This window comes from Marinobacter sp. W-8 (assembly GCF_044342215.1).
Lineage (GTDB): Bacteria > Pseudomonadota > Gammaproteobacteria > Pseudomonadales > Oleiphilaceae > Marinobacter > Marinobacter nauticus.
The window spans coordinates 1,465,536-1,489,090 of the sequence record NZ_CP172297.1; the positions used below are offsets into that span (position 1 = coordinate 1,465,536).

Consider the following 23,555-nt stretch of genomic DNA (forward strand, 5'->3'; position numbering starts at 1 on the left):
GAAGTCATTACCTCAGTATAGCCAAGATTGAATTTAGCGGTTGTACAACTCACCACCGGGGCGGGTCATATCCATTACCGTTTTACGTATCTGGGCTTCAAAGCTTGCGCCCATTACACGGCCTTGCTTACGTGCCTCATCATCTGACATGCCCTGTTGAGCCTGTACGGTGATAGATACGGGAATACTGATGTTAGTACCGCCCATCATCTTACGGGTGTCTTTGCTGCTCACAACCTCTGAGGCACCGTAGACCAAAGCACCGTTAACCACCTCTGGCGCTCTCTCGGAGATAACACCCCACTCGTTAGCACTGATGCTACCGCCTTTATCAAACGTACCGGCATAGTTGCTGGCTTTGAACGTTGGTGCATTAGGAGCGGCAACACTGGATATCGTCGATACAATGCCAGACGTAGCAGCCGCTACCGATGCCATGGCGGGGATGTTAGCCGGGAAGGGCACAGCCGCTGCCTGTGCAATACCGGTCTGTATGGCAATGATGGATTTAGTGATCGATGCCGCCTTTTGAAACAGTATCAGGCCCTTTGTAATCCCGGCGCTGTCACCCGCGAAAGTAGCGGAGATGTTAGCAAGGTTTCCGAACAAATCAGCCGTACCCTGTAGCCTTGCCATCTGTTCCTGACGGTCTAGCTGTAACAGTACTTGTGATCGTTCTTGTTCTAGTCGTAATCGTTCCTCTGCGGCCTGTGCTGATATCTCTGACTTTGTATTCTCAAACTGGCGTAGCTGCTCTATGCGCTGCGTATACCATATGTCTACTTGTGCCTGTTGCTGTTGCAGCCTGTTAGCTTCACCAAAGGCACCGCCGATGCTCGGATCAATACCCTGTACATCTGGCTTACCTGCATCTACGGCATCCCTGACGGCCATACCTGCACCGGTCTGAATGATTCCAGCATTAGGGCCGGTTAGGTTAGCCGCGTCTCTTTTGTCTTTGAGAGCTTGTAGGATTTCTGATTGCTTAACGTACTTATCGTTTAACTCATCGACACGGGACAGGTAAGGGTCTGCGGCTCTCGCGGCATCGTTGTACTCTTTACGTGCTTGCTCTAAACCCTGTGTGTAATCGGTTAGTGATATCTGCCCCTGATCTAGTAGCAAGTTAAGGTCAGCAACCTGACTATCAAACTGATCCAGCGCTACCCCGGCAGGGTTAAACGCTTGGCGTAACTTGTCGTACATTGATCGTGCAGAATCAACACGCTTATCTAATGCGTCTTGCTCTACCTTGGTTAAACGCTGGCTGGTTTGGTGTCGTCTCTGGCTGTTGGCATCAAGTGCTTCAAGCTGCTTGTCCAGTACCCCAATCTTTGCGCTAATCTGAGTGATAGCGGCTTGGCGCTCTTCCAGTTGCTCATTAACACGTTGTTGATTAGCACTGTAATCAGCTAATGCTCTAGCGCTTGTGCCGCCCAGAATACCGTTAGCAGGCCCTGATTGATCTTTTATCTGGGTCTGCTGAATCTCTCTTAGTTCATCCTTGAGTGCTTGTGCTGCTACCTGCTGTGCCTCTAGCTCTGCGGTTAGAGTGGCTTTCTTAGAGGTGAGTTGATCACGTGATAAACCGTCTAGGCTCTCACGTAGTTTGTTCACTTCTTCATTTAATTGTTTAGTTGATTCTTTACCATCGTCTGCAAACTGAGAGTAGGTGTAGATAGCTGCCCCGGCAGTGGTGATTAACGTTATTGCCTTAACCAGTGGGTTTGCCTTGACGGCAAAGTTAAAGGCTATCTGTGCAGCCGTTACGGCTTTGATACCTGCGTACAGTGCCCCTAAACCTGTAATCACGGTGGCTATGGTGTCTGCGTTCTCTCTCAGGAATTGAGCCCCGTCGATAAGGGCAGGGGTAAGCGCTATGGTTAGATCATTGGTCAGGGCAGACATAGACGCCTGTAGGCGTTTAAATTCTTTGTCGGCCTCCCGTGCCTGCTCCGTGAAGTCTTTAGATAGCACCGCCCCTACAGACTCTGCCTCGTCGCCTAGCTCACGCATTGCTCTACCATTATCTTTTAACAGTGGTAGCAGTGCTGACACCTCGTCGGACATCGCCTCTAGGTAAAAACGCATCTGATCCTGACTTACACCGGCTTTTTCCAGAGACGAAATATATAGCTGTAATGCATCGGCGCTGTTGAGGTTCTGGAATTCTTTTGCTGTCACCCCCACCAATGGCGCTATGTTCTCGAAAAAATCAGCCATCGGCCCGCCACCGGTCGAAACAAAGTCACCAATGCGGTCTGATACGTCCTTATAGATATCACCCAGTTTGTCTAGATCGATACCTAGTGTGTTTGCGGCATAGGCGTTACGGCTTAGTGTCTCTACTGAGATATCTAGTTTCTCAGAAAGGATATCTAACTGTGCCCCGGCGTTGATCGATCCTTTGATCATGGATGTAAAGCCGATACCGGCTGCTACACCCGCAAGCGTACTCATAAAACCGGATAGCTCTTTGACGCTCTTACCGGTCTTTTTACTTGATTTATCTACCTTGTCTAAATCGTCTGCTGTGTCTTTGGATTGTTTGCTTAGTTTGGCTGCCGATGCACTGGCACTGATGCCTGCTTTATCCAGAGTTTGCAGGGCTCTAGCGGTATCTCTGGCTTGTTGTTCTGAGTCTTGTGCATCAATCGTGATGACTAAGCGTGATTGTTGTTCTGACATTAATTTTACCCTTATTTAGCTAAGGGTATTTATGGAAAAACGCCTTGTAAGTTCTTGAATTTGTTTGATCATCCAGCGTGTAAAGCTGTAAATATCTGATAATTAAAGCATTGATCCTTTGCTAATTAAGTTTGTGCCGAAAAGTGTGTCATGCAATAATTAATTCCATGGCGTTATATGCGTCATTGCTCTTTAAAAATCTCAACAAACCAGAGGGATAGAGACTATGCCCATAAAGCAGAGGGGTAATAGCTATCAGGTGGCTATTACTCTAGATAAGCGGTATCGAAAATCCTTTAAAACCCGTGTAGAAGCTGAAAGATGGGAGTTAGAAGCAAAGCTAAGACACGCAAAAGGGGAGCCAGTAGACGACAGGAAAAGAGGTAAAGCAAAAGAAGCCGATAGCATTACATGGGAACAATTAAGAAAGGAAGTAATGCGGAATCGGTGGAGTAAACAGAAATCTACATCAACGGCTGAAATCAATAGTAAAACCATTGTAGAGATATTAGGGGCTGATGCACTAGTAAAGCATATCTCACAAAGAGCAATTGATGACGTAGCTGTGATGATGCAGGAGGAAAACGAGGAAGTATCACCAGCAACTTTAAATCGTAAGTATTCATCTTTGAGTGTCATGATAAAGTACGCGAAAAAGAGAGGTTACATACCCAAAGATTTCGATTTTGAAATACCAAAATATAAAGAGGCAGAACATCGTATTAGATGGATAACTGATCAGGAAGAAAAAGAAATGATTGCTTATCTAATGACTATACAATCAGAGGTTGCAGATATTGTGACCATCTTAATTAATACTGGCCTACGACTATCAGAGCTATGGAGGCTTACAGTTAGAGACGTAACCGATACTCATTTGACCGTTTGGGAATCGAAAAGCGGTAAAGCTAGGTCTGTACCTTTGGTGAGTAAAGTAAGAGAGATTTTTAAAGATAGAAAAGAGAATAGAGCCCCGGATAGTCGTTTGTTTCCAGATTGGACAAACTACCGGTTAACTCATTTCTGGAACAGAGGAAGAGATTACTTAGGGTTATCTAATGATCCCCAGTACGTGCCCCATGTATGTAGGCATACATTCTGCACAAGATTGATACAACGGGGAGTGCCGATAACTCATGTGCAACGACTAGCAGGGCACAGTGTCATCACCACAACACTACGCTACGCGCACCTCTCACAAGGTGACCTAGACCTAGCGATTTTGGCACTCGAAGAGGGGCAGAATAGGGCACCGAATACCCCCGAAAATGGCCACGATTTGACCTATATAAAGGAAGGAGGAATAGCAGCTAAACAGGGTGCCTGAAGTGTGTCAAAGTTGTGCCAAAATGACACAAAAATGTAGATTTTCAGTGTGAAGAAATCCTGTAAGTTACTGATTTAAAACAGAGTCCTAAAAGCGTGTCTCTTTTAGGTTCCAGCGGGTAATACCGTGAGAGTTCGAGTCTCTCCTCTCGCACCACCCTTTCTTTTTTCTGATTTGTCCCCATTGTGTTTTCGTACTGCGTTGTTAGGCGCGTCTCAAACCCATATTCAGGGTGGCCGGGTGATTCTCTCGGCGGGGCAAACCGTGATAAACTACCGGCTTTTAATTTTGCGTCCCTTTGGGGTGAGCTGCTCCTGCCGGGATTTTGGTTTAATTTTCATTCACCTACAGAATCTGTAATTTGAGGAACTTCCATGCAAGTGTCTGTTGAAACGACCTCCAACATCGAGCGTCGCATGACGATTGGTGTGCCCGCCCAGGAAATCGATCAGGCGGTTCAGAAACGCCTGCAGGAAACTGCTCGCACCGTGCGCCTGAACGGTTTCCGCCCTGGCAAGGTTCCCATGAGCGTGGTCAAGCGTCGTTTTGGTGACAGCATCCGCCAGGAAGTGGTTGGCGAGGCTATGCGCGACAACTACATCAAGGCGCTGCAGGAGCAGGATATCAATCCGGCTGGCTGGCCCAAGCTGGAGCCGAAGACCATGGAAGAAGGCAAGGATCTCGAGTTCGTCGCGATTTTTGAGGTTCTGCCGGAAATTGAGCTGGGTGATCTGAGCAAGATCAACGTTGAGAAGCCGGTGTCTGAAGTTGCCGACAAGGATATCGACAATATGATCGATAACCTGCGTCGCCAGCAGGCCACCATGAAAGAAGTCAAGCGCAAGTCCAAGAACAAGGACATTGTGACTATCGACTTCAAAGGCTCTATCGACGGTGAAGAATTCGAAGGTGGCTCCGCTGAAGGCCATCGCCTGACCCTGGGTTCGGGTCAGATGATTCCCGGCTTCGAAAAAGGCATTGTGGGCGGTAAAGCCGGCGAAGAGCTGGAAATCGACGTCACGTTCCCCGAGGACTACCACAACGAAGACCTCGCGGGTAAAGATGCCAAGTTTGCTATCACTATCCACAAGGTAGAAGAGCCTCAGCTGCCGGAACTGGATCAGGAGTTCTTCAAGCGTTTCGGCATCGAAGCTGAAGACGAAGCCGCTTTCCGTGAGGAAGTGAAGAAGAACATGGAGCGCGAGCTCAAGCAGGCGGTATCCAACAAGGTCAAGAACGACGTTGTAGACGGTCTGCTGGAGACCACCGAGCTGGAAGTACCTGCGGCTCTGGTTGACCAGGAAATTGATCGCCTGCGTCAGGACGCCGTTCAGCGCTTTGGCGGTCAGGTCGATTTCCAGCAACTGCCGAAGGAAATCTTTGAAGAGCAGGCCAAGCGTCGCGTGAAGACCGGTCTGCTGTTCCAGGAAGTGGTCAAGAAGAACGACCTGAAGGCTGATGAGGCAAAAGTGGAAGAAAAGATCCAGGAGATCGCTTCTACGTATGAACAGCCGGATGAAGTTGTTGCACACTTCAACAGCAACCCGGATCAGAAGGCCCAGGTTGAGTCTTCTGTACTGGAAGACGCCGTGGTTGATTTTGTCCTTGGCGCGGCCAAGGTAAAAGAGAAGAAGATGAAGTACGAGGAAGCGGTTCAGGCCGGTCAGCCCCAGCGCTGATGGCCGCCGGGCTCTGGCCCGGTGCCGTGTTCTGGAAGCAGCCGGCGTGTCCGGCTGTTTTCATCTGGGCGATCTGCTGGCAGAGTATATGGGGTACCGGAATACAACGGGCTCCCGTTGAAGCAGGAGTCCAAACCATTGTCCATAAGGAGTTCAGGCGCACATGACGCAGAAACCGTTTGATGGCCCTACAATGATAACCAGCTCAGGCCTGGTGCCGATTGTTATTGAACAGACGGCGCGCGGCGAACGTTCGTTCGACATTTATTCCCGTCTGCTCAAGGAGCGGGTGATCTTTCTGGTTGGCCCGGTTGAAGATCACATGGCAAACCTCGTGGTTGCCCAGTTGCTGTTCCTGGAATCCGAAAATCCGGACAAGGACATCCACCTTTATATCAACAGTCCGGGTGGCTCTGTTTCCGCTGGCATGTCCATTTACGACACCATGCAGTTCGTGAAGCCGGACGTAGCAACGCTTTGCATCGGCCAGGCAGCCAGCATGGGTGCTTTCCTGTTGTCGGGTGGCGCGAAGGGCAAGCGTGCCTGCCTGCCGCACTCCCGTGTAATGATTCACCAGCCGCTGGGCGGCTATCAGGGGCAGGCGACGGACATCGAGATCCATACCCGTGAGATCCTGAAAATCCGCAACACGCTCAACGAGCTGCTGGCGGAGCACACCGGTCAGGACATCGAGACCATCGCCCGGGATACCGACCGTGATAATTTCATGGATCCTGGCCAGGCCAAAGAGTACGGGTTGATCGATACAATACTTGATAAGCGTGTATCGAATAAATAATACTGAAAGTCATCGCATCACTACCGGCCGGCGTACACACTGACGACGCCGGCCAACGAAGAACAGAGGTATTTCAATGGCAGATGAAAGAAACGGCAGAGGCGACGATAACGGCAAGTTGCTCTACTGCTCGTTTTGTGGAAAGAGCCAGCATGAAGTCCGTAAGCTCATTGCAGGGCCCTCGGTGTTCATCTGCGACGAGTGCGTTGATCTGTGCAATGACATTATCCGGGAAGAGATTCAGGAGAACGCCCCGGAGGAGGCCAGCGATCGCCTGCCCACGCCGGCAGAGATTCGAGAGACTCTTAATGAATATGTTATTGGCCAGGATCGCGCCAAGGTCGTTCTGTCTGTAGCGGTGTATAACCACTACAAGCGTCTTCGCTACGGCGAGGGCAAGAGTGATGTCGAGCTGGGCAAAAGCAACATTCTGCTGATCGGTCCCACCGGTAGCGGTAAGACCCTGTTGGCGGAAACCCTTGCGCGCATGCTGAATGTACCGTTTACCATCGCGGATGCGACCACGCTGACCGAAGCAGGCTATGTGGGTGAAGACGTTGAAAACATCATCCAGAAGCTGCTGCAGAAGTGCGACTACGATGTCGAAAAGGCCCAGCGCGGTATTGTCTACATCGACGAGATCGACAAGATTTCCCGCAAGTCCGATAACCCGTCCATTACCCGGGACGTCTCGGGTGAGGGTGTTCAGCAGGCTTTGCTGAAGCTGATCGAAGGTACGGTCGCTTCGGTTCCGCCCCAGGGTGGGCGCAAACATCCCCAGCAGGAATTCCTGCAGGTGGATACCGGTAACATCCTGTTTATCTGTGGCGGTGCCTTCGCCGGCCTCGACAAGGTTATCCAGGAACGGTCTGAGCGCAGTTCCATTGGCTTCTCGGCTACAGTCAAGAGCCAGGACGACAGCAAGAGCACTGGCGATATCATTCGCGAAGTCGAGACCGAGGATCTGGTGAAGTTTGGCCTGATTCCGGAATTCGTCGGCCGTCTGCCTGTGGTGGCCACGTTGACTGAGCTGGATGAAGAAGCACTGGTGCAGATTCTGACCGAGCCCAAAAACGCCCTGACCAAGCAGTATCAGAAACTGTTTGATATGGAAGGGGTGGAGCTGGACTTCCGGGAAGACGCCCTGCGCGCAGTGGCCAGAAAAGCCATGGAGCGCAAGACCGGTGCCCGTGGTCTGCGGTCGATAATGGAAGCGACCCTGCTGGATACCATGTATCAGATTCCCTCTGAGCATGATGTCTCCAAGGTGGTGATCGACGAGAGTGTGATCAAGGGTGATTCCGAGCCCTTCAAGATCTACGCCAGCAGCGATCACGCCAAGGCGGTGCCCGAAGACTGAACGGGCACAGGGCGTAGAATACCGGGTGACATAAAAGGGGCGTTCAACGCCCCTTTTTCATCTCAGGCCCTTATCGTTTGCTCCCTGATATTTCCCATCGTAAAAAGATTGCAATTTTTGTCAGCGCCCCAATGTTGGGTGATATGCTGAAAGAAATACTGTCAGAGGATTCCCCATGACCCGTATACCTGATGAAACTGTGCACGAATACCCGCTGCTTCCTTTGCGTGATGTGGTGGTGTTCCCGCACATGGTGGTTCCGCTGTTTGTGGGCCGCGAAAAATCCATTCAGGCGCTGGAAGCGGCAATGGAGGGCAGCAAGGAAATCCTGCTGGTAGCCCAGAAAGATGCCTCCACCGACGAGCCGGGCCCGAAGGATGTATTTGCCATGGGCACCCTGGCGACGGTGCTGCAGATGCTTCGGCTGCCGGATGGCACCGTCAAGGTTCTGGTCGAGGGTAATTCCCGAGCCAGCATTTCCGACATCGAGGAAGGCGATTACCTGTCCGGCCAGGCCATTCTGATGGATGAGGAATCCTTGCCGGAGCGCGAGGAAGACGTCCTCACCAAGACTCTGATGGACGAATTCGAGAAGTACGTGAAGCTGTCCAAAAAGGTGCCATCTGAGGTTTCCAATGCTTTGACCGGTATCCACGAACTTGAGCGTCTGGTCGATACCATGGCCGCGCATCTGGAGATGCGGATTCCCGAGAAACAGGAGTTGCTGGAAGCTCTGGACGTTCGTAAGCGGGTTGATCTTCTGCTGGGCAAGCTGGACGGTGAGATTGATCTGATCGAAGTGGAGAAGCGCATCCGTGGCCGTGTGAAAAAGCAGATGGAGCGCAGCCAGCGCGAGTATTACCTGAACGAGCAGATGAAAGCGATCCAGAAGGAAATGGGCCAGCTCGGTGAGGGTAATAACGATTTCGAGGAACTCGAGCAGAAGCTTGAGGAAGCCGGTCTGCCGGAAGAGGCCCGGAAGAAAACCGAAGCAGAGCTGAACAAGCTCAAGATGATGTCTCCGATGTCCGCGGAAGCTACCGTGGTGCGCGGCTACATTGACTGGATGCTGGCGGTCCCCTGGAAGAAGCGCAGTCGGGTTCGTCACGACCTTGAAAAGGCCCGTGAAATCCTGGACCGGGATCACTACGGCCTGGACGAGGTGAAGAAGCGTATTCTGGAGTATCTGGCGGTTCAGAGTCGGGTCAAGAAGGTGAAAGGGCCTGTGCTTTGCCTGGTAGGGCCTCCCGGGGTTGGCAAGACCTCCCTTGGCCAGTCCATCGCCAAGGCTACCAATCGCAAATACACCCGCATGGCGCTGGGTGGTGTGCGTGACGAAGCCGAGATACGAGGCCACCGCAAGACTTATATCGGCGCGCTGCCGGGCAAGTTGTTGCAGAAGCTTTCCAAGGTGGGTGTGAAGAACCCGCTGTTCCTGTTCGACGAAATCGACAAGATGGGCATGGACCATCGTGGCGATCCGGCCTCGGCTCTGCTCGAGGTGCTGGACCCGGAGCAGAACCATACGTTCAATGATCACTACCTGGAAGTCGATTACGACCTCTCTGATGTGATGTTCGTATGTACCTCCAACTCCATGGATATTCCACCGGCATTGCTGGACCGCATGGAGATCATCCGGATTCCCGGATACACCGAGGATGAAAAGGTTAATATTGCCTTGCGTTACCTTCTGCCCAAGCAGCTCAAGGCCAATGGTCTGCGCAAGGACGAACTGAAACTGCCGGAAGAGACTATTCGGGATCTCATTCGTTACTACACCCGGGAAGCCGGTGTGCGGGGCCTTGAGCGCGAGATTGCCAAGATCTGCCGCAAGGTGGTGCGTGAGCACGTAGAGAGCAGCAGCAAGGCCTCTGTGACGCTGACGCCGGATCTTCTGGAGGATTACTCCGGGGTCAAGAAGTTCAAATACGGACTGGCAGAGGAAACCAACGAGATCGGGCAGGTGACCGGTCTTGCCTGGACCCAGGTCGGCGGCGAACTGTTGACCATAGAGTGTGCTTTGACGCCAGGTAAGGGCCGTGTGGTCAAAACCGGCTCTCTGGGTGACGTTATGCAGGAATCCATTCAAACGGCACTTACGGTGGTCCGGAGCAGGGCAGCCGGCCTGGGTGTGGCGGATGATTTCCACGAAAAACACGATCTTCACGTGCACGTTCCCGAAGGTGCGACCCCGAAAGATGGCCCAAGTGCCGGTATCGGGATGTGTACAGCACTGGTTTCTGCACTGACCCGAATTCCGGTTCGGGCGGACGTGGCGATGACTGGTGAAATCACCCTGCGAGGTCGGGTTCTGGCCATTGGGGGCTTGAAGGAAAAGCTGCTCGCAGCCCACCGGGGTGGTATCAAGACGGTCATTATTCCTGATGAAAATGTTAGAGATCTCAAAGAGATACCGGACAACATCAAGGAGTCCCTGGAGATTCGTCCGGTCAAGTGGATCGATGAGGTTCTGGACATTGCACTGGCCTACCAGCCGGATCCCCGGGCGGAAAATGCTGACAAGGAAACTGGCAAATCGACCGCTGCGGATGATTCCGGCGACGCTGCAGAGCGCATAAATACACATTAAACACCGGATGAGTTGTTGACACGCCTGAGAGCCCGTTGGTATAACTGTTTCGCCGTGAAGCAGCCAATACCAAGGGCTCCCGCGCAGTAAGTGCCTATTCCGAACACCGGTTTAATGCCGCAAGGAATAAAAAAACTGAAGAATGGAATTCTCCCATCGCTTATGCGATAGTCGAGAACGTCCGCGAAAAAATAAACCGACCTATAACATCTTCAACCTGAAATCGAAGGGGTTTAGTGTGAACAAGTCCGAACTGATCGATGCAATTGCAGAGTCCGCAGACATCTCCAAAGCCGCAGCTGGCCGTGCGCTGGATGCCATGACCAACTCCATCACCGGTGCACTGAAGAAAGGCGACCAGGTTACCCTGATCGGCTTTGGCACCTTCTCTGTGAAAGAGCGTGCTGCCCGTACCGGTCGCAACCCGCAGACTGGCGCAGAAATCAAGATTCCGGCCTCCAAAGTGCCTGGATTCAAGGCAGGCAAGGCCCTGAAAGACGCCGTTAAGTAACGGTTCTTTCTCTGGCAGTTCCCGGTTTCGGGAACTGCCATCAGAATTCAAGGCGCATTCCGGTAAGGGTGCGCCTTTTTGCGTGTTAACGGTGGCTCATTCAGCTCTCGCCTCACCACTACCAACAGCAGAACCTTGAACAGGGATTCGAGAACAACATGCTTCAAGATATTCGGGATAACGCCCAGAGTACGATCGCCAAGGTTATCGTTGGCCTATTGATTATTTCCCTCTCGATCTGGGGAATGGACGCCATCATCGGCGGCTTCACTGGGGAGCCAGAAGTGGCAACGATCAACGGTCAGGACATTACCGAGCGGGAGTTTCTGCGCACCGTACAGATGGAAAGCCAGCAGCGCCTGATGCAGATGGAGAATCCGGATCAAACCCTGCTGGACGAGGATCAGATTCGCCGTGACGTACTGGACGCGCTGATACAGCAGGCCGTGCTCACGCAGGATGCCCAGAGCCAGGGGTTGGAGCTGACCGACGCCGACATCGATTCCCTGATAACCCAGATGCCGCAGTTTCAGGTTGATGGTCAGTTCAATCGTGATCGGTTTGTAGCCACAGTGCGCAATCTGGGCATGGGTGTTGCCGAGTTCCGCGAAAGCATGCGCAAGAACTACGTGGTCAACCAGATTCGCGCGGCGATCGCCCAGACCGGTGTTGTGGCGCCTGAGAACGCAGCCCATTTGCTGGCCATCCAGAACCAGACCCGTGACTTCCGCGTGCTGACCCTTGATGGCAGTAGTGTTCAGGACAAGGTGGATGTGACCGAGGCCGATGTACAGGCCTACTACGACGAGAACCGTGACCAGTTCCGTCAGCCGGAGCAGGTGGATGCTGCCTACATTACCCTGTCCCAGGGGGCACTGGCGGAATCCCTTGAGGTTACCGAAGACGAATTGCGCGCCTATTACGAAGAACGCGCCGAAGAATACGCACGTGAAGAACGCCGTGCCGCTCACATCCTGGTAGAGGCTGGTGATGAAGGGCAGGAGACTCTCGGAACCATCCAGCAGCGTCTTGAAGACGGTGAGTCGTTTGCCGTCCTGGCCGAGGAATACTCAGTCGATACCGTGTCTGCACAGGAAGGTGGTGATCTCGGTTTTGCCGGTCGTGGTGTCTACGATGAAGCCTTTGAAGAAGCTCTGTTTGCGCTGGAAGAAGGCGAGGTTTCTGGCCCGGTTGAGACCAGCTTTGGTCTTCACCTGATCAAACTGGAAGAAGTACGTCGTTCCGATGTGCCTGCCTTTGACGAGTTGCGTGAAGAGCTGCGACTGGAGCTGGCCAGAACCAGGGCCAGTGAGCGTTTTGCGGAAGTTCGCTCGCAACTGGCTGATGCGGCCTACGCTGCCGACGATCTTGCCGGCCCGGCCGAAGAGCTGGGTCTGGAAATTCGGGTGGTCGAAGGTGTCAGCAGGGACGGAGGTGCAGCACCCTTTGATCATGCGGGTCTGGTACGTCAACTGTTCTCTGAAGATGTACTTGAGGGTGGCTACAACACCGAGTTGATCGATGTGGGTGATAACGTATCGGTCGTTGCCCGGGTGCGCGAGTACCATGAACCGCGCCAGTTGGCGTTGGCCGATGTGGAACCGGAGATTCGTCGGATTCTGGAGAGAACCGAAACCCGGGATGCGCTGGCAGCCCGTGTTGATGAGCTCGTGGCTCAGCTTGAATCCGGTACCAGTGCTGACGAACTTGGTGCCGGTGAATGGCAGCAGTTTGAAAATCAGGGCCGGAGTGTGTCTGGCCTGAGCCCGCGCGTGGTGCAGGAAGTGTTTTCTATGGCCCGCCCGGATGGTGACTCGCCAACCGTTGGCCGCGCTGTAACGGCTGACCAGGCTGCTGTTATTGTCCTGACCAGCGTCAACGAGGGTGAGGTTGATCAGGAAGGTGCGGAATACCAGCAGCTGTTGCGTTTCCTGGCACAGCTGGAGGGGCAGCGTGAATACACCGCCTACCAGCAGTACCTTCGCAACACAGCCGAGATTGAGCGGAACTGATCGACCGAAGCGATTAAAAGAAAGGACCCGAACTCCGGGTCCTTTTTCGTATCTGAAGCAAAATTCGGCATTCTGGCTGTGTTAGCGCCCGTCAATCAGCGGGCAAAAACGGCAACCGACAGGCCTGGCACCGAGAATTCGCCACTGCTCGCCTTTGCGGCTTGATCGGGCGATGTGTCCGCCGTCACGGTGAAGTTGCCCGCAGGAGCATTGTTCAGGGTCTGTGTGCTATTGCTGGCGTTGATGACCACCACCAGCTCGTCGTTGGCCGGGTCCAGGTCGGAAAGGCCATCGGTGCCGTCATCCAGCAAACTGAAGGCGATCAAGCCTGGGATCTGATTTGGGCCGGTGTTGAGAAAGGTCAGGCGATGTTTGATGTCATCAGCGGTTTCAAGCCGGAGCAGAGCGCTGTTTTTACGTACCCGGAGTAACGACATGACCTGGTCGCGGGTGTAGGCGATCGCCGTCGACGAGGGGTTGGCGTTGCTGCCGGCAGAGGTGATCACTTCGGTGATCAGATCCCAGTTGGCGCCATCTTTATCCTGGCGCGGGAGCCCCCTGTTCCAGGCCGAGGACTGGTAGCTGAAATCCACCTCGTTGTACCAGTCGCCGGAATCGTAGCTGTCCCTTTCCATGGACTTTGAGCGCAGTAGTTCAGACCCCATGTGCAGGAAAGGAATGCCCTGGCTCAGAACAGGAAGGGCCAGAGCCACGACCTGCATCTGTGCTCTCTCCATTGTAGTGGCGGTATAGTCGGCCTTGTACTGGTTGTTGTCCCAGAGTGTCTGATTGTCGTGCTTGGACACGTAGTTGACGATTTCCTGAGGGTCCGTTGTGTATCCCGCGGCCTGGCCGTTGTAGTCGATTTCGGCACCGGATTTCACTTCTCCGGTGGCCGTCTCGAACCTGAAATCCGAAAGGCTGCCGGTAATACCCACCCGAATCCAGTCACTCACCTGCAGCAGGCGGTTCTTCTCTTCGTCACTGCCGCTGTTGCGGTCGTTTGGGAGCGTGAACAGGCCGTTGCCGAAGCCCTGGTTGGCCCGGATGGCGGCACCTTCATCAAACGGGCCGCCACCACGCACCGCATCCCGAAGGCGATCATTGAAGGAACCGATACCCGTTCCGGCCATGTTGGCCTGAATGGCATTTTCACCTCTGGCATTGTTGGCAACTTCGCCGAAATTCCAGGCCTCACCGTAGATATAGGTGTCGGGGTCGACACTCTGCACCGCTGCCAGGGCGTTTTCCATGTTGCTCAGCATGTGGTGGCCCATCAGATCAAACCGGAATCCTGAGATCTTGTAGTGCCGGGCCCAGGTGACCAGCGAGTCGATCATCAGTTTTTCCATCATGGCGTGCTCAGAGGCGGTATTCTCGCAGCAGGTGGACTGTTCGACTGCCCCGGTTTCAGGATTCTGGCGGTGGTAATAGCCGGGTACCAGCTTGTCGAGCACCGAGTTGTCTGCCAGGCCCGAGGCATTGGTGTGGTTGTAAACCACATCCAGAACCACATTGAGTCCCAGGTTGGCCGCTGCCATCACCAGCTCACGAAATTCGGTGATGCGTGCCGGGCCCTGGGCTTCGGTGGCGTAGCTTCCCTCCGGGACGGTGAAGTGCACCGGGTCGTAGCCCCAGTTGAAGCTGTCCAGGCTGCGGAACGTGTTGTATAGAGCCTGGGCATCGCCTGTCAGTGGGTCGAAACTCTCAAGCACCTGACGAATGGTTTTTCCGCTCTGGCACTGGTCGGCGTAATCGTTTGCGGCAGTCTCGGACAGATCGCACAGCTGGCCAAAGTTATCGTCAATATCCACGATCCGGGCCGGATCTTCGTTCACCGTGGCAATATCAAAGGCCGGCAGCAGGTGCAGGTGAGTCACACCGGCATCGGCCATAGCCTTTAGGTGTGCCACGCTGTCGACGCTGCCATCGGCGGGCCCGGTAAAGGCCTTGAACTTGCCGCGAAGGGCTGGTTCAACGGTTTCGTCGGTGGCGCTGAAATCGCGGACGTGAACCTCATACACCACGGTGTTTTCCGGTGCCGTGTGCGCGGGCGGGTTCAGGTTGTCCCATCCCGTAGGCTTGTAGCTGGTGGCCAGATCCACCACCTGCGCGTACTGGCCGTTGCGAGACAGGCTCAGGGCGTAGGGATCAGACACCAGCGTGGTCTCTATGCTGCCGGTTCTCGGGTGATAAACCGAGATCTCGTACTGGTAGTACATCTCCAGCAAGTCGCTCCGGCTACCGGAGTGAGTCCAGACGCCGTTGGTTTCGGTCATCCCAACCGGATATCCGGGCAGCAGGGTGCCGTTGTCATCAAAGGCATGAATGTTCATGGTTTGAGCGGTGGGTGCCCAGACGGCAAAGTTGACGTTACTTCCCTCAACGACGGCGCCCAGTTCACCGGTGTAGGCGAACAGGTCATCCAGAACTCCCGGAATCTGAACGCCCGTGGCGACCACGAGCTCGTCATTACTGTTCCAGGCGGCCGCGATCAGTTGACCTTTCAGTGCCGATCGAATGGTATTGTGATCCGCCTGTATTTCATAGGCGGGCCAGTCTGCCAGATGCGGAAACTTTTCTGCCGTCGCTGGCGACAAGGTCGTGGGGGTGAGTGTCAGGCTGCTGCCGCCGCTCAGAGTACTGGATTCGTTCACGGTAATGCTCGCGTCGTGATCGTAACGGAGCTCAACCCGGGGCAGGTTTTCTGTCTCTGCAAAGACCAGAGTGTTCTCATTAACCCAGTGGGCACTCGCACCAGTGATGGCCACACTGTCTGTTTCAATGGGTGTGCGGGACAACTCCGGGCTGCCGCTGACTGTGAAAACCCGCTGGCCCAGTGCCTCAAAGTGCCAACGGTGGTCCTGACCGCCGAGATCTTTGTCGTCACCCTTATGCATGATGAAATGGAAACAATTGCCGGCTTCCCGCATGGGAATCCGGTACCAAGCGCCATAGGTATCGCTGACCCCGTCAGCAGGCCGCGGGCTGTCCCACTCGGTAGCTACGCCTTGGGCCAGGCCGTCACAACCGGCGCCTGAATCGTTCCAGAGATGCAGGCCCCAGCCGTCGTAGCTGGCATCCGGTCGTTTGTAATAGAGCAGGGCCTCGTTGGCCCCGGGTTCGAGCAGGCCGTCAGCGCCAGTGTTTCCGCCGTTGGCCGGTGAGTCGCTGCTACTGCCGGAGTTGCAGCCGGTGAGAGTCAGCGCAAGGGTCAGCACTATGCCGCCCGTGAGTCGTTTATGGTCTGGCATTGTCAACATCCTCTTTCCAATTGTTTTTGTTGGTGGACGATCCGCTCCGGATCTTCTTCATGGTTGCGCGAAGCATGCATGAGAACATCCCTCCGGGGCCGGATTTTCGGGGCGTAGCCGTAGGTGACAGCAGGGCGTAGATGTCATTGGGTTAGGGGTAAAAAAAAGGGCCGGCAAATGCCGGCCCTGAAGGAGGTCCAAGTAGAGCGTGTGGAGTTTAGAGCCTTACCACCAGGCTTCGATCTGGGCGCCGATCTGGATGTCACCATCGATTCCTTCGCCACCGCGTGCGGCCTCGGCTTCATCTCCGAAGAAGGTAGCAGCGTAAGCGCGGATAACGGGGCGCGCCCAGTAGCCAGGGCCGGCCTGCCATTGCTGGGCGATGGCCACTTTCCCGAGGTCCTGGGATTCGGTGAACCAGGGGCGGTCGGTATCGCTGTAGCCGATCTCAATCGCGGTACTCATGACGGTTGACCAGTTGTAGATCGGTCGGGCGATGATGCTCAGGCGCTCACCATCACGGGCGCCGGCATCATGGGGTTTGGCTTTCTCATAGACAACGGAATGCCCCAGATCCCAGTTATTGCCCAATTTGATCACACCGTGATTGAGCACGCGCCAACTGGACTCGAAGTAGCCAGCAACGTTGCCGTTATCCACTCGCCCGCCACTGCTGCCTTCGGCATTGGCGAAGCCCATGGAGTCGGCGCCATACTGCACGGCGAACTTGTTGAAGCCACCCATAACACCTGATGACAGCTCGGCGGTGAGAAAATAGCCGTTCTCGTCTTCAATGCCGGCGTCTTTCTGCTGGTCGGTCAGGTCCGCCATGGCGTAGATGCCGATCAGTTCAAGGGTGTGGCCGCCGGCAACGGGGAAGGCGTAGCGAACGTCAACTTTGTTGTTCTGTACCAGGCCTTCACCGTCGCTGGTGTCGGCATTGGTATAGGCAACGGACAGGTGGCCAGCACCTGCCTTGATGTTCTCGATACCCGCGCCGTAGCCGGAGTTGTTGACGTAGTAGAGATCCATCTGGTGGATGTCTTTACGCTGATAGAAGCGTTTGCCGGCCCAGAGGGTGGCGCCGGGCAGCGACTCGACGACGTTTTTGGCAGACACATAAAGCTGTCTCAGGGCAATCTCACCGCCGCCGAACGGGTCTGCGTTGTTGCGGGTGACTTCTTCGTTGGCGAAGTCGATACCGCTGATGTTGTTGCCACCATTCAGTGCCTGGTAATCGTTGCCCTGGGGCTCAGCACTGTAGGCAAGCATGGAATCAACGCGGAAGGTTTTGCCGTCCTGGCTGAACAGCTCGTCGCCCAGTGACAGCTCGGCATAGGTGTCGCATTCGTCAGCCAGGCGGCCTACATAGTGACCGCTGGCGCCACTGCCGAAACAGGTTTGTTCGCCGCCGCTGCCGATATTGGTGGAGGCTCCTGCCCGGGCGTAGCCGTGGAAGTCCAACGCGATGGCCGGTGTTGCCATGACCGCTGCGGTGATGGCAGCTGCCAGTGGGAGCTTGCTAGCGAAGAGAGGCTTTTTATTGTGCATCGTTTGAGTCCTGTGTTTTTGTCATTCTTGCATGTCAGGGACGCGGAATTTCCGGTTTCTAGGTCCCGGTCAGGCTTCCGGTTCCCTTGAGTGCAGCTTCTGCCAATCAGACATTGGGAAACCGGATTTCATGGTGTTGTAACGCGGGAGTCAGTACATCCTCCGCCTTGAAGAATTTGGGGGGTGAGTTTTAAGGGGGAGGAGGGGCGTAGATGGATGATCCTTTCCCGGAAAGTGTCTGCTACCTTGAAAAAAGGCAGCAGACGTTATTGCCTTCAGGCCTGCGGGAAGCGGGTGGCTTTCAGGCTTTCCTTGATCTTCTTCAGGTGGCCCAGGAAGTCCGCGCCCCGTTTCAGCGTGACCCCCGTGGCCAGAATGTCGATGACGGTCAGATGGATAATCCGTGACGACATCGGCATGTAGACCTCGGTGTCTTCGGGAGCGGTTACCCCCAGTACCGTGGTGCAGCACTCGGCCAGGGGTGACTCAGGGTTGGTGATACCGATCACCGTGGCGCCGTTTTCGCGAGCCAATCGGGCAATATCAACCGTTTCCCGGGTCCGGCCGGTGTAGGAAATCAGCACGATGACATCGCCAACCTGGGCGCCGGCCGCCACCATCCGTTGCATCAGAGCGTCATCGTAAGACATGACAGGAATGTTGAAGCGGAAGAATTTGTGCTGGGCATCCAGGGCCACCGACGCGGAGCCGCCCATGCCGAAGAAATTGATCTGCTTGGCCTGGATCAGATAGTCAATGGTGGTCGCCAGGGCCTTTGGGTCCAGCGACTGGCGTGCCTTGTCGAGACTGGCGATGGTGCTGAGCATGATTTTGTCGGCGAACTCTGCAACGGTGTCGTCTGGCTCAACATTTTGCCCGACGTAGGGGGTGCCGGTCGCGATGCTTTGGGCCAGGCGAATCTTGAAGTCCGGGAAGCCCGTGGCGGAAAACCCTCGGCAGAACCGGTTTACGGTTGGTTCGCTGACATCGGCAGCTCGCGCCAGGGCGGCGATGCTGTAACGGGTGGCCGCGCTGGGGTCGCGCAGGATGGCTTCAGCAACTTTGCGCTCGGACTTGTTCAGGGTATCGAGGCGGGCCTGGATGTCTTCAAGCAGATTGTCGTCACGGTGCGCCTGGTTAGCGGCCATGGAAGAATACTCCCTGCATCTTGTGCGATCGTTATTAGAGAAAACCTGCGGATTATACCGCGTTTCCGTCAGAATTGGGGTAGTAAAAATGTCATAAATGGCAGGTTTTTCTTGGAATATTAAAAATACGATGTCATTATTTGTTTAAAATTACTACATCGAGGCGTTGGCGTGCCAATTTAATAGGCTCGCCACCAGGATATAAGAGAGAAGGAACCAATGGTCAACAATACCAATACCCGTTGTGACCTCATGCTTTTTGGCGCGCTGGGTGACCTGGCTCAGCGCAAGCTTTTTCCCGCGCTGTATCAGCTGGAGCGTGCGGGCTTGCTCGCGCAAGGCAGTCGCATTCTGGCGATTGCACGTACGGAGGCAACAACAGCAGAAGTCCGGGAGCAGCTGCTTGAAAAGCTTCGGCATCATGTAAAAGACAGTGAGTTTGATGCTGAAGTGGCGAACACGTTTTTGCAGCGGGTTGATTACCAATTGCTGGATTTCACCGATCCTGAAGGCTATGGGGCTTTGCGTGAGTGGCGGGATGAACCCAACAACGAGCTCATCGTCTACATGGCCACGCCGCCTTCAATGTATGGCGTGATCGCCCGCAATATGAAAGCGACCAGTTGTTGTAATGAGAAAACCCGGGTGGTGGTGGAAAAGCCCATCGGTCACGATCTTGAGTCGTCCCGGGTCATCAACGATGAGCTGGGCGAGGTCTACAACGAAAACCAGTTGTTCCGGATTGATCACTACCTGGGCAAGGAGACCGTGCAGAACCTGATTGCGCTGCGCTTTGCCAACAACCTGTTCGCCTCCCAGTGGGATCAGAATCATATCTCCCACGTTGAAATCACCGTTGCGGAAAGCGTGGGTATAGAAGGGCGCTGGGGCTATTTCGACCAGGCCGGTCAGATCCGCGACATGATTCAGAATCACTTGCTGCAGTTGCTGTGCCTGATTGCGATGGACCCACCCGCAGACCTGTCGGCGGACAGCATTCGGGACGAGAAGGTAAAGGTGCTTAAGGCGCTGAAGCGAATTACCCCGGACATGATGGATCGGTATGTTGTGCGTGGTCAATACACCGCGGGCACCAGCAATGGCAAGCCTGTGCCGGGCTATCTGGAGGAGGAGGGTGCCAACAAGGGCAGTGCCACTGAAACCTTTGTGGCCCTGAAAGCCGAGATCGACAACTGGCGCTGGTCTGGCGTGCCATTCTACATCCGTACAGGCAAGCGACTGCCGGAGAAGCTTTCCCAGATCATCATCCATTTCAAGCCAGCGCCTCACTACATTTTCGACCCGGACCAGAAGCATCTGGCCAACAACAAACTGATTATTCGACTACAGCCGGACGAGGGTATGGCCCTGAAAATCCTGACCAAGGATCAGGGGCTGGATAAGGGTATGCGACTGCGGCAGGGGCCGCTGGAGCTGACCTTCTCCGAAACCTTTGAAACGGAACGGATTCCGGATGCCTATGAGCGTCTGCTTTGGGAGGTGATGAAGGGGAATCAGTACCTGTTTGTTCGCCGGGATGAGGTAGAATACGCCTGGCGCTGGGTCGACGAGATCATCGCCAACTGGAGAGACAGTGGCGAGCCGCCCAAGCGTTATGCCGCCGGCACCTGGGGCCCGGTCGCCTCCATTGCCATGATCACGCGGGACGGGAGGAGCTGGTATGAAGATGCCTGACATTCGCTTGCCTGAGGGGGTCGGGTTCCATGCCGACGACAATGCCGGGCGCGTGGCCCGGGCCCTGGCCTCGACCGTCGCTGATGTTCTCTCCCGCCGCCTTGAACAGGCGCCCAGGGCGAGCTTGGTGGTGTCCGGAGGCTCTACGCCTTTACCCTTTTTCAAGGCGTTGTCCGAGGTGGCGCTGGACTGGTCCAGAGTGGATGTCGTGCTGGCAGACGAGCGCTGGGTGCCGGAGGGCGACCCCGACAGTAACACCACCCTGGTCAGAAACAACCTTTTGGTGGGCAAGGCTGCGAAAGCCCGTTACCTGGCTCTGAAGCAGCCGGGGGAAACTCCGGAGCAAGGACTGGAGGCGGTTCGACAGGCGCTGTCCGTGCTCGCTGTGCCGGTGGACGTAGTGATTCTGGGAATGGGCAGTGACGGTCATACCGCTTCGCTGTTTCCGGATGCGCCGGAATTGCCCGAAGCCATGGATGAGTCCAATACCGACCTGGTGGCTGCGATGACGCCGAACTCCCAGCCCCAGCGCAGAGTGACGCTGAACCGGGCGGTGCTGGCGCAAGCGCGCTATACCGCGCTGCACCTGAAAGGGGAGGACAAGCTGGAAACGCTCCGAAGGGCCTGTTCGGCTCTGGATGATGTGTTTGCAATGCCGGTGCGGGCCTTTCTGAAACCCGGTCTGGAAGTGTTCTGGAGCCCGTGACGCCGCGTTTCTTGCCCGGCCATCATCGCTAACTGCTTTAGGAGATCACCATGAATCAACTGTCGGATTATCATCGCGAGCGGGTGCAGTCCGTTCTGGCGGCGTCGCCCCTGGTGCCTGTGATTGCGATAAAAGACCCGGACGATGCCATCCCGCTATGTCGAGCACTGGTGGATGGAGGCATCCGGGTGCTGGAAATCACCTTGCGCACCGAGCATGGTGTGCGTGCCATCGAAAAGGTCAGAAAAGCCATTCCCGAAGCCTGGGTTGGTGCGGGAACGGTTACCAGTATTGCCCAGTACCGGCAAGTGGAGTCGGCCGGTGCGCAGTTTGTGATTACTCCGGGAGTCACTGAGGCCATTCTGGAGTTCGGTGTTACCTCAGAAGCGCCGCTGTTGCCAGGGGTTTCGACGGTGTCCGAACTGATGATGGGGTATGCGCTGGGTTATCGGGAGTTCAAGTTTTTCCCGGCGGAAGTGGCGGGCGGTATCCCTGCGCTGAAAGCGTTCAGTGGGCCATTTTCCGATGTTGTCTTTTGTCCGACCGGGGGCATTAGCCGGCAGACAGCCAGGGACTATCTGTCGCTGCCGAATGTCCGTGCTGTCGGTGGGTCCTGGCTCACGCCGGCAGAGGCTATTGCCGGTAAAGACTGGCAAGCGGTTTCGGAGATTGCCAGCGGAAGCCTGAGCGATCTGTAAACCAGTAACAAAGAAACCCACCGCTGTGGTGGGTTTCTTGTGTCCGGGGTAAGCTTTTTGCAGGTCGGTTAGCGGATGTCGCTGCCAACGCGCACGATTTTCATGGTGTTTGTGCCGCCCTGGGCATTGACGTAATCCCCCTTGGTAATCACCACCAGATCGCCTTCGTCGACCACGCCGCGCTTGCGCAGTTGCTCCACCGCCTCCGCATTGGTCTGCTCATTGGCAATCCGGGCCGAATCAAACGGTATGGTCTGCACGCCGCGGAACAGGACCACCCGGTGCTGGGTGGAGTGATGGCGGGACAGCGCAAAGATTGGCAGGCTGGATTTGATGCGGGACATAAGTCTCGGGGTCGCGCCCGTCTCGGTCATGCAGATAATGGCTCGGACACCCTGGAGGTGGTTGGCGGCGTACATGGCGGAAAGGGCGATGGCTTCGTCTACCCGCTCCATACTCTCATGAATCCGGTGTTTGGACTGGTGCATTGAGGGGTGCCGTTCGGCGCCCAGGCAAATGCGTACCATGGCCTCTACCGCTTCTTTCGGATAGTCACCCACTGCGGTTTCGGCCGACAGCATGACCGCATCGGTGTAGTCCATTACGGCATTGGCGACGTCGGACACCTCGGCCCGGGTGGGCATCGGGTTGGTGATCATCGATTCCATCATCTGGGTCGCGGTGATGACTGCCCGGTTCAGTACCCGGGCGCGGGCGATGATGTGCTTTTGAACCGCGACCAGTTCGGCATCGCCAATCTCAACCGCCAGGTCGCCCCGAGCGACCATGACGGCGTCTGAGGCGAGGATGACCTCATCCAGAGCCTGGTCGTCGTGTGCCAGCTCCGCCCGCTCAATTTTGGCTACCAGGCCTGCTTCCGAGCCGGCTTCGCTCAGCAGTCTGCGTGCGATGTGCATATCTTCGGCGGTGCGCACGAATGAGACGGCGACATAGTCCGCGCCCAGTTTGGCGGCGGTGACAATGTCCTGCTTGTCTTTCTCGGTCAGTGCTTCGGCAGACAGCCCGCCGCCGCGCTTGTTCAGGCCTTTGTTGTTGGATAATGGGCCGCCAATAAGCACCTTGGAGGTAATGCTGTGCTCGTCTACCGACATCACTTCCATCTCGATGCGGCCGTCGTCCAGCACCAGGATGTCGCCCGGAGCAACGTCTTCAATCAGTTGCTCGTAGTCGATGCCCACCCGCTCTGCGGTGCCGGCATTCTTGTCCATGCTGGCGTCGAGAACGAAGGTTTGTCCGGCTTCCAGGAATACCTTGTTATCGGAGAACCGCGCGATGCGCAGCTTGGGGCCCTGAAGGTCGGCCAGAAGGGCAACAAAGCGGCCCTCTGCTGCAGCGGCTTCGCGAACCTGGCGCGCCCGGGCCATGTGCTCTTCGGCGCTGCCATGGGAGAAATTCAGGCGAGTAACGTCAACGCCTGCTTTGATGATGGCGGCAAGTGACTCCGGTGTGTCAGTGGCGGGGCCGAGCGTGGCGACAATTTTCGTGCGCCTGAGCATAGATGAGTGTCCTTTGA

The 23,555-nt window shown here is 55.4% G+C and carries 15 protein-coding genes; 10 read left to right on the forward strand and 5 right to left on the reverse strand.

Annotated elements, in window-relative coordinates; all coding sequences use genetic code 11:
• Window positions 1-33: 33 nt before the first annotated feature.
• Window positions 34-2,688 (reverse strand): hypothetical protein, encoded by a 2,655-nt coding sequence (locus ACF8YQ_RS06745; protein WP_396622968.1) that lies wholly within the window; start codon window positions 2,686-2,688, stop codon window positions 34-36.
• Between the two features lie 226 nt (window positions 2,689-2,914).
• On the opposite strand from ACF8YQ_RS06745, the gene ACF8YQ_RS06750 reads away from it, so the two are divergent.
• The 7 genes from ACF8YQ_RS06750 (at window position 2,915) to ACF8YQ_RS06780 (ending at window position 12,969) form a co-directional block, all read left to right on the forward strand.
• Window positions 2,915-4,015 (forward strand): tyrosine-type recombinase/integrase, encoded by a 1,101-nt coding sequence (locus tag ACF8YQ_RS06750; RefSeq protein ID WP_396622969.1) that lies wholly within the window; start codon window positions 2,915-2,917, stop codon window positions 4,013-4,015.
• A 374-nt stretch (window positions 4,016-4,389) separates the two neighbouring features.
• Window positions 4,390-5,694, forward strand: coding sequence for a trigger factor (tig, locus tag ACF8YQ_RS06755; protein WP_023009947.1), 1,305 nt, complete (start codon window positions 4,390-4,392; stop codon window positions 5,692-5,694).
• Between the two features lie 163 nt (window positions 5,695-5,857).
• Window positions 5,858-6,493 (forward strand): ATP-dependent Clp endopeptidase proteolytic subunit ClpP, encoded by a 636-nt coding sequence (gene clpP, locus ACF8YQ_RS06760; protein ID WP_396622970.1) that lies wholly within the window; start codon window positions 5,858-5,860, stop codon window positions 6,491-6,493.
• A 76-nt stretch (window positions 6,494-6,569) separates the two neighbouring features.
• The gene (gene clpX, locus ACF8YQ_RS06765) at window positions 6,570-7,853 is read left to right on the forward strand and encodes an ATP-dependent Clp protease ATP-binding subunit ClpX (RefSeq protein ID WP_011785317.1); all 1,284 of its coding nucleotides are present in this window, start codon (window positions 6,570-6,572) and stop codon (window positions 7,851-7,853) included.
• Window positions 7,854-8,028: 175 nt separating this feature from the next.
• Window positions 8,029-10,446 (forward strand): endopeptidase La, encoded by a 2,418-nt coding sequence (lon, locus tag ACF8YQ_RS06770; protein ID WP_224848911.1) that lies wholly within the window; start codon window positions 8,029-8,031, stop codon window positions 10,444-10,446.
• A 238-nt stretch (window positions 10,447-10,684) separates the two neighbouring features.
• A complete protein-coding gene (locus ACF8YQ_RS06775) occupies window positions 10,685-10,957 on the forward strand; it encodes an HU family DNA-binding protein (RefSeq protein ID WP_008174603.1) in 273 nt (90 codons plus the stop codon).
• Window positions 10,958-11,115: 158 nt separating this feature from the next.
• On the forward strand, window positions 11,116-12,969 hold the full coding sequence (locus tag ACF8YQ_RS06780; protein WP_396622971.1) for a SurA N-terminal domain-containing protein: 1,854 nt from the start codon (window positions 11,116-11,118) through the stop codon (window positions 12,967-12,969).
• A gap of 95 nt (window positions 12,970-13,064) precedes the next feature.
• Here ACF8YQ_RS06780 and pulA read toward each other — a convergent pair whose 3' ends face one another.
• From pulA to ACF8YQ_RS06795, 3 genes are all read right to left on the reverse strand, one after another.
• The gene (gene pulA / locus ACF8YQ_RS06785; RefSeq protein ID WP_396622972.1) at window positions 13,065-16,223 is read right to left on the reverse strand and encodes a pullulanase-type alpha-1,6-glucosidase; all 3,159 of its coding nucleotides are present in this window, start codon (window positions 16,221-16,223) and stop codon (window positions 13,065-13,067) included.
• Between the two features lie 225 nt (window positions 16,224-16,448).
• Window positions 16,449-17,774, reverse strand: a complete 1,326-nt coding sequence (gene lamB, locus ACF8YQ_RS06790; RefSeq protein WP_396622973.1) for a maltoporin LamB — start codon at window positions 17,772-17,774, stop codon at window positions 16,449-16,451.
• A gap of 275 nt (window positions 17,775-18,049) precedes the next feature.
• A complete protein-coding gene (locus ACF8YQ_RS06795; RefSeq protein ID WP_206851643.1) occupies window positions 18,050-18,922 on the reverse strand; it encodes a MurR/RpiR family transcriptional regulator in 873 nt (290 codons plus the stop codon).
• 219 nt (window positions 18,923-19,141) lie between these two features.
• On the opposite strand from ACF8YQ_RS06795, the gene zwf reads away from it, so the two are divergent.
• Genes zwf through ACF8YQ_RS06810 form a run of 3 tightly spaced genes read left to right on the forward strand, consistent with a single transcriptional unit; the run spans window position 19,142 to window position 22,021 of the window.
• Window positions 19,142-20,617 (forward strand): glucose-6-phosphate dehydrogenase, encoded by a 1,476-nt coding sequence (zwf, locus tag ACF8YQ_RS06800; RefSeq protein ID WP_396622974.1) that lies wholly within the window; start codon window positions 19,142-19,144, stop codon window positions 20,615-20,617.
• Window positions 20,610-21,323, forward strand: a complete 714-nt coding sequence (pgl, locus tag ACF8YQ_RS06805) for a 6-phosphogluconolactonase (RefSeq protein ID WP_396623283.1) — start codon at window positions 20,610-20,612, stop codon at window positions 21,321-21,323. The genes zwf and pgl overlap by 8 nt, the downstream gene beginning before the upstream one ends.
• A 50-nt stretch (window positions 21,324-21,373) precedes the next feature.
• Window positions 21,374-22,021: a bifunctional 4-hydroxy-2-oxoglutarate aldolase/2-dehydro-3-deoxy-phosphogluconate aldolase gene (locus ACF8YQ_RS06810; protein ID WP_396622975.1), complete on the forward strand. Its 648-nt coding sequence runs from the start codon at window positions 21,374-21,376 to the stop codon at window positions 22,019-22,021.
• Between the two features lie 68 nt (window positions 22,022-22,089).
• On the opposite strand, the gene pyk is transcribed toward ACF8YQ_RS06810, so the two are convergent.
• Window positions 22,090-23,538: a pyruvate kinase gene (gene pyk, locus ACF8YQ_RS06815; protein ID WP_396622976.1), complete on the reverse strand. Its 1,449-nt coding sequence runs from the start codon at window positions 23,536-23,538 to the stop codon at window positions 22,090-22,092.
• Window positions 23,539-23,555 lie beyond the last annotated feature (17 nt).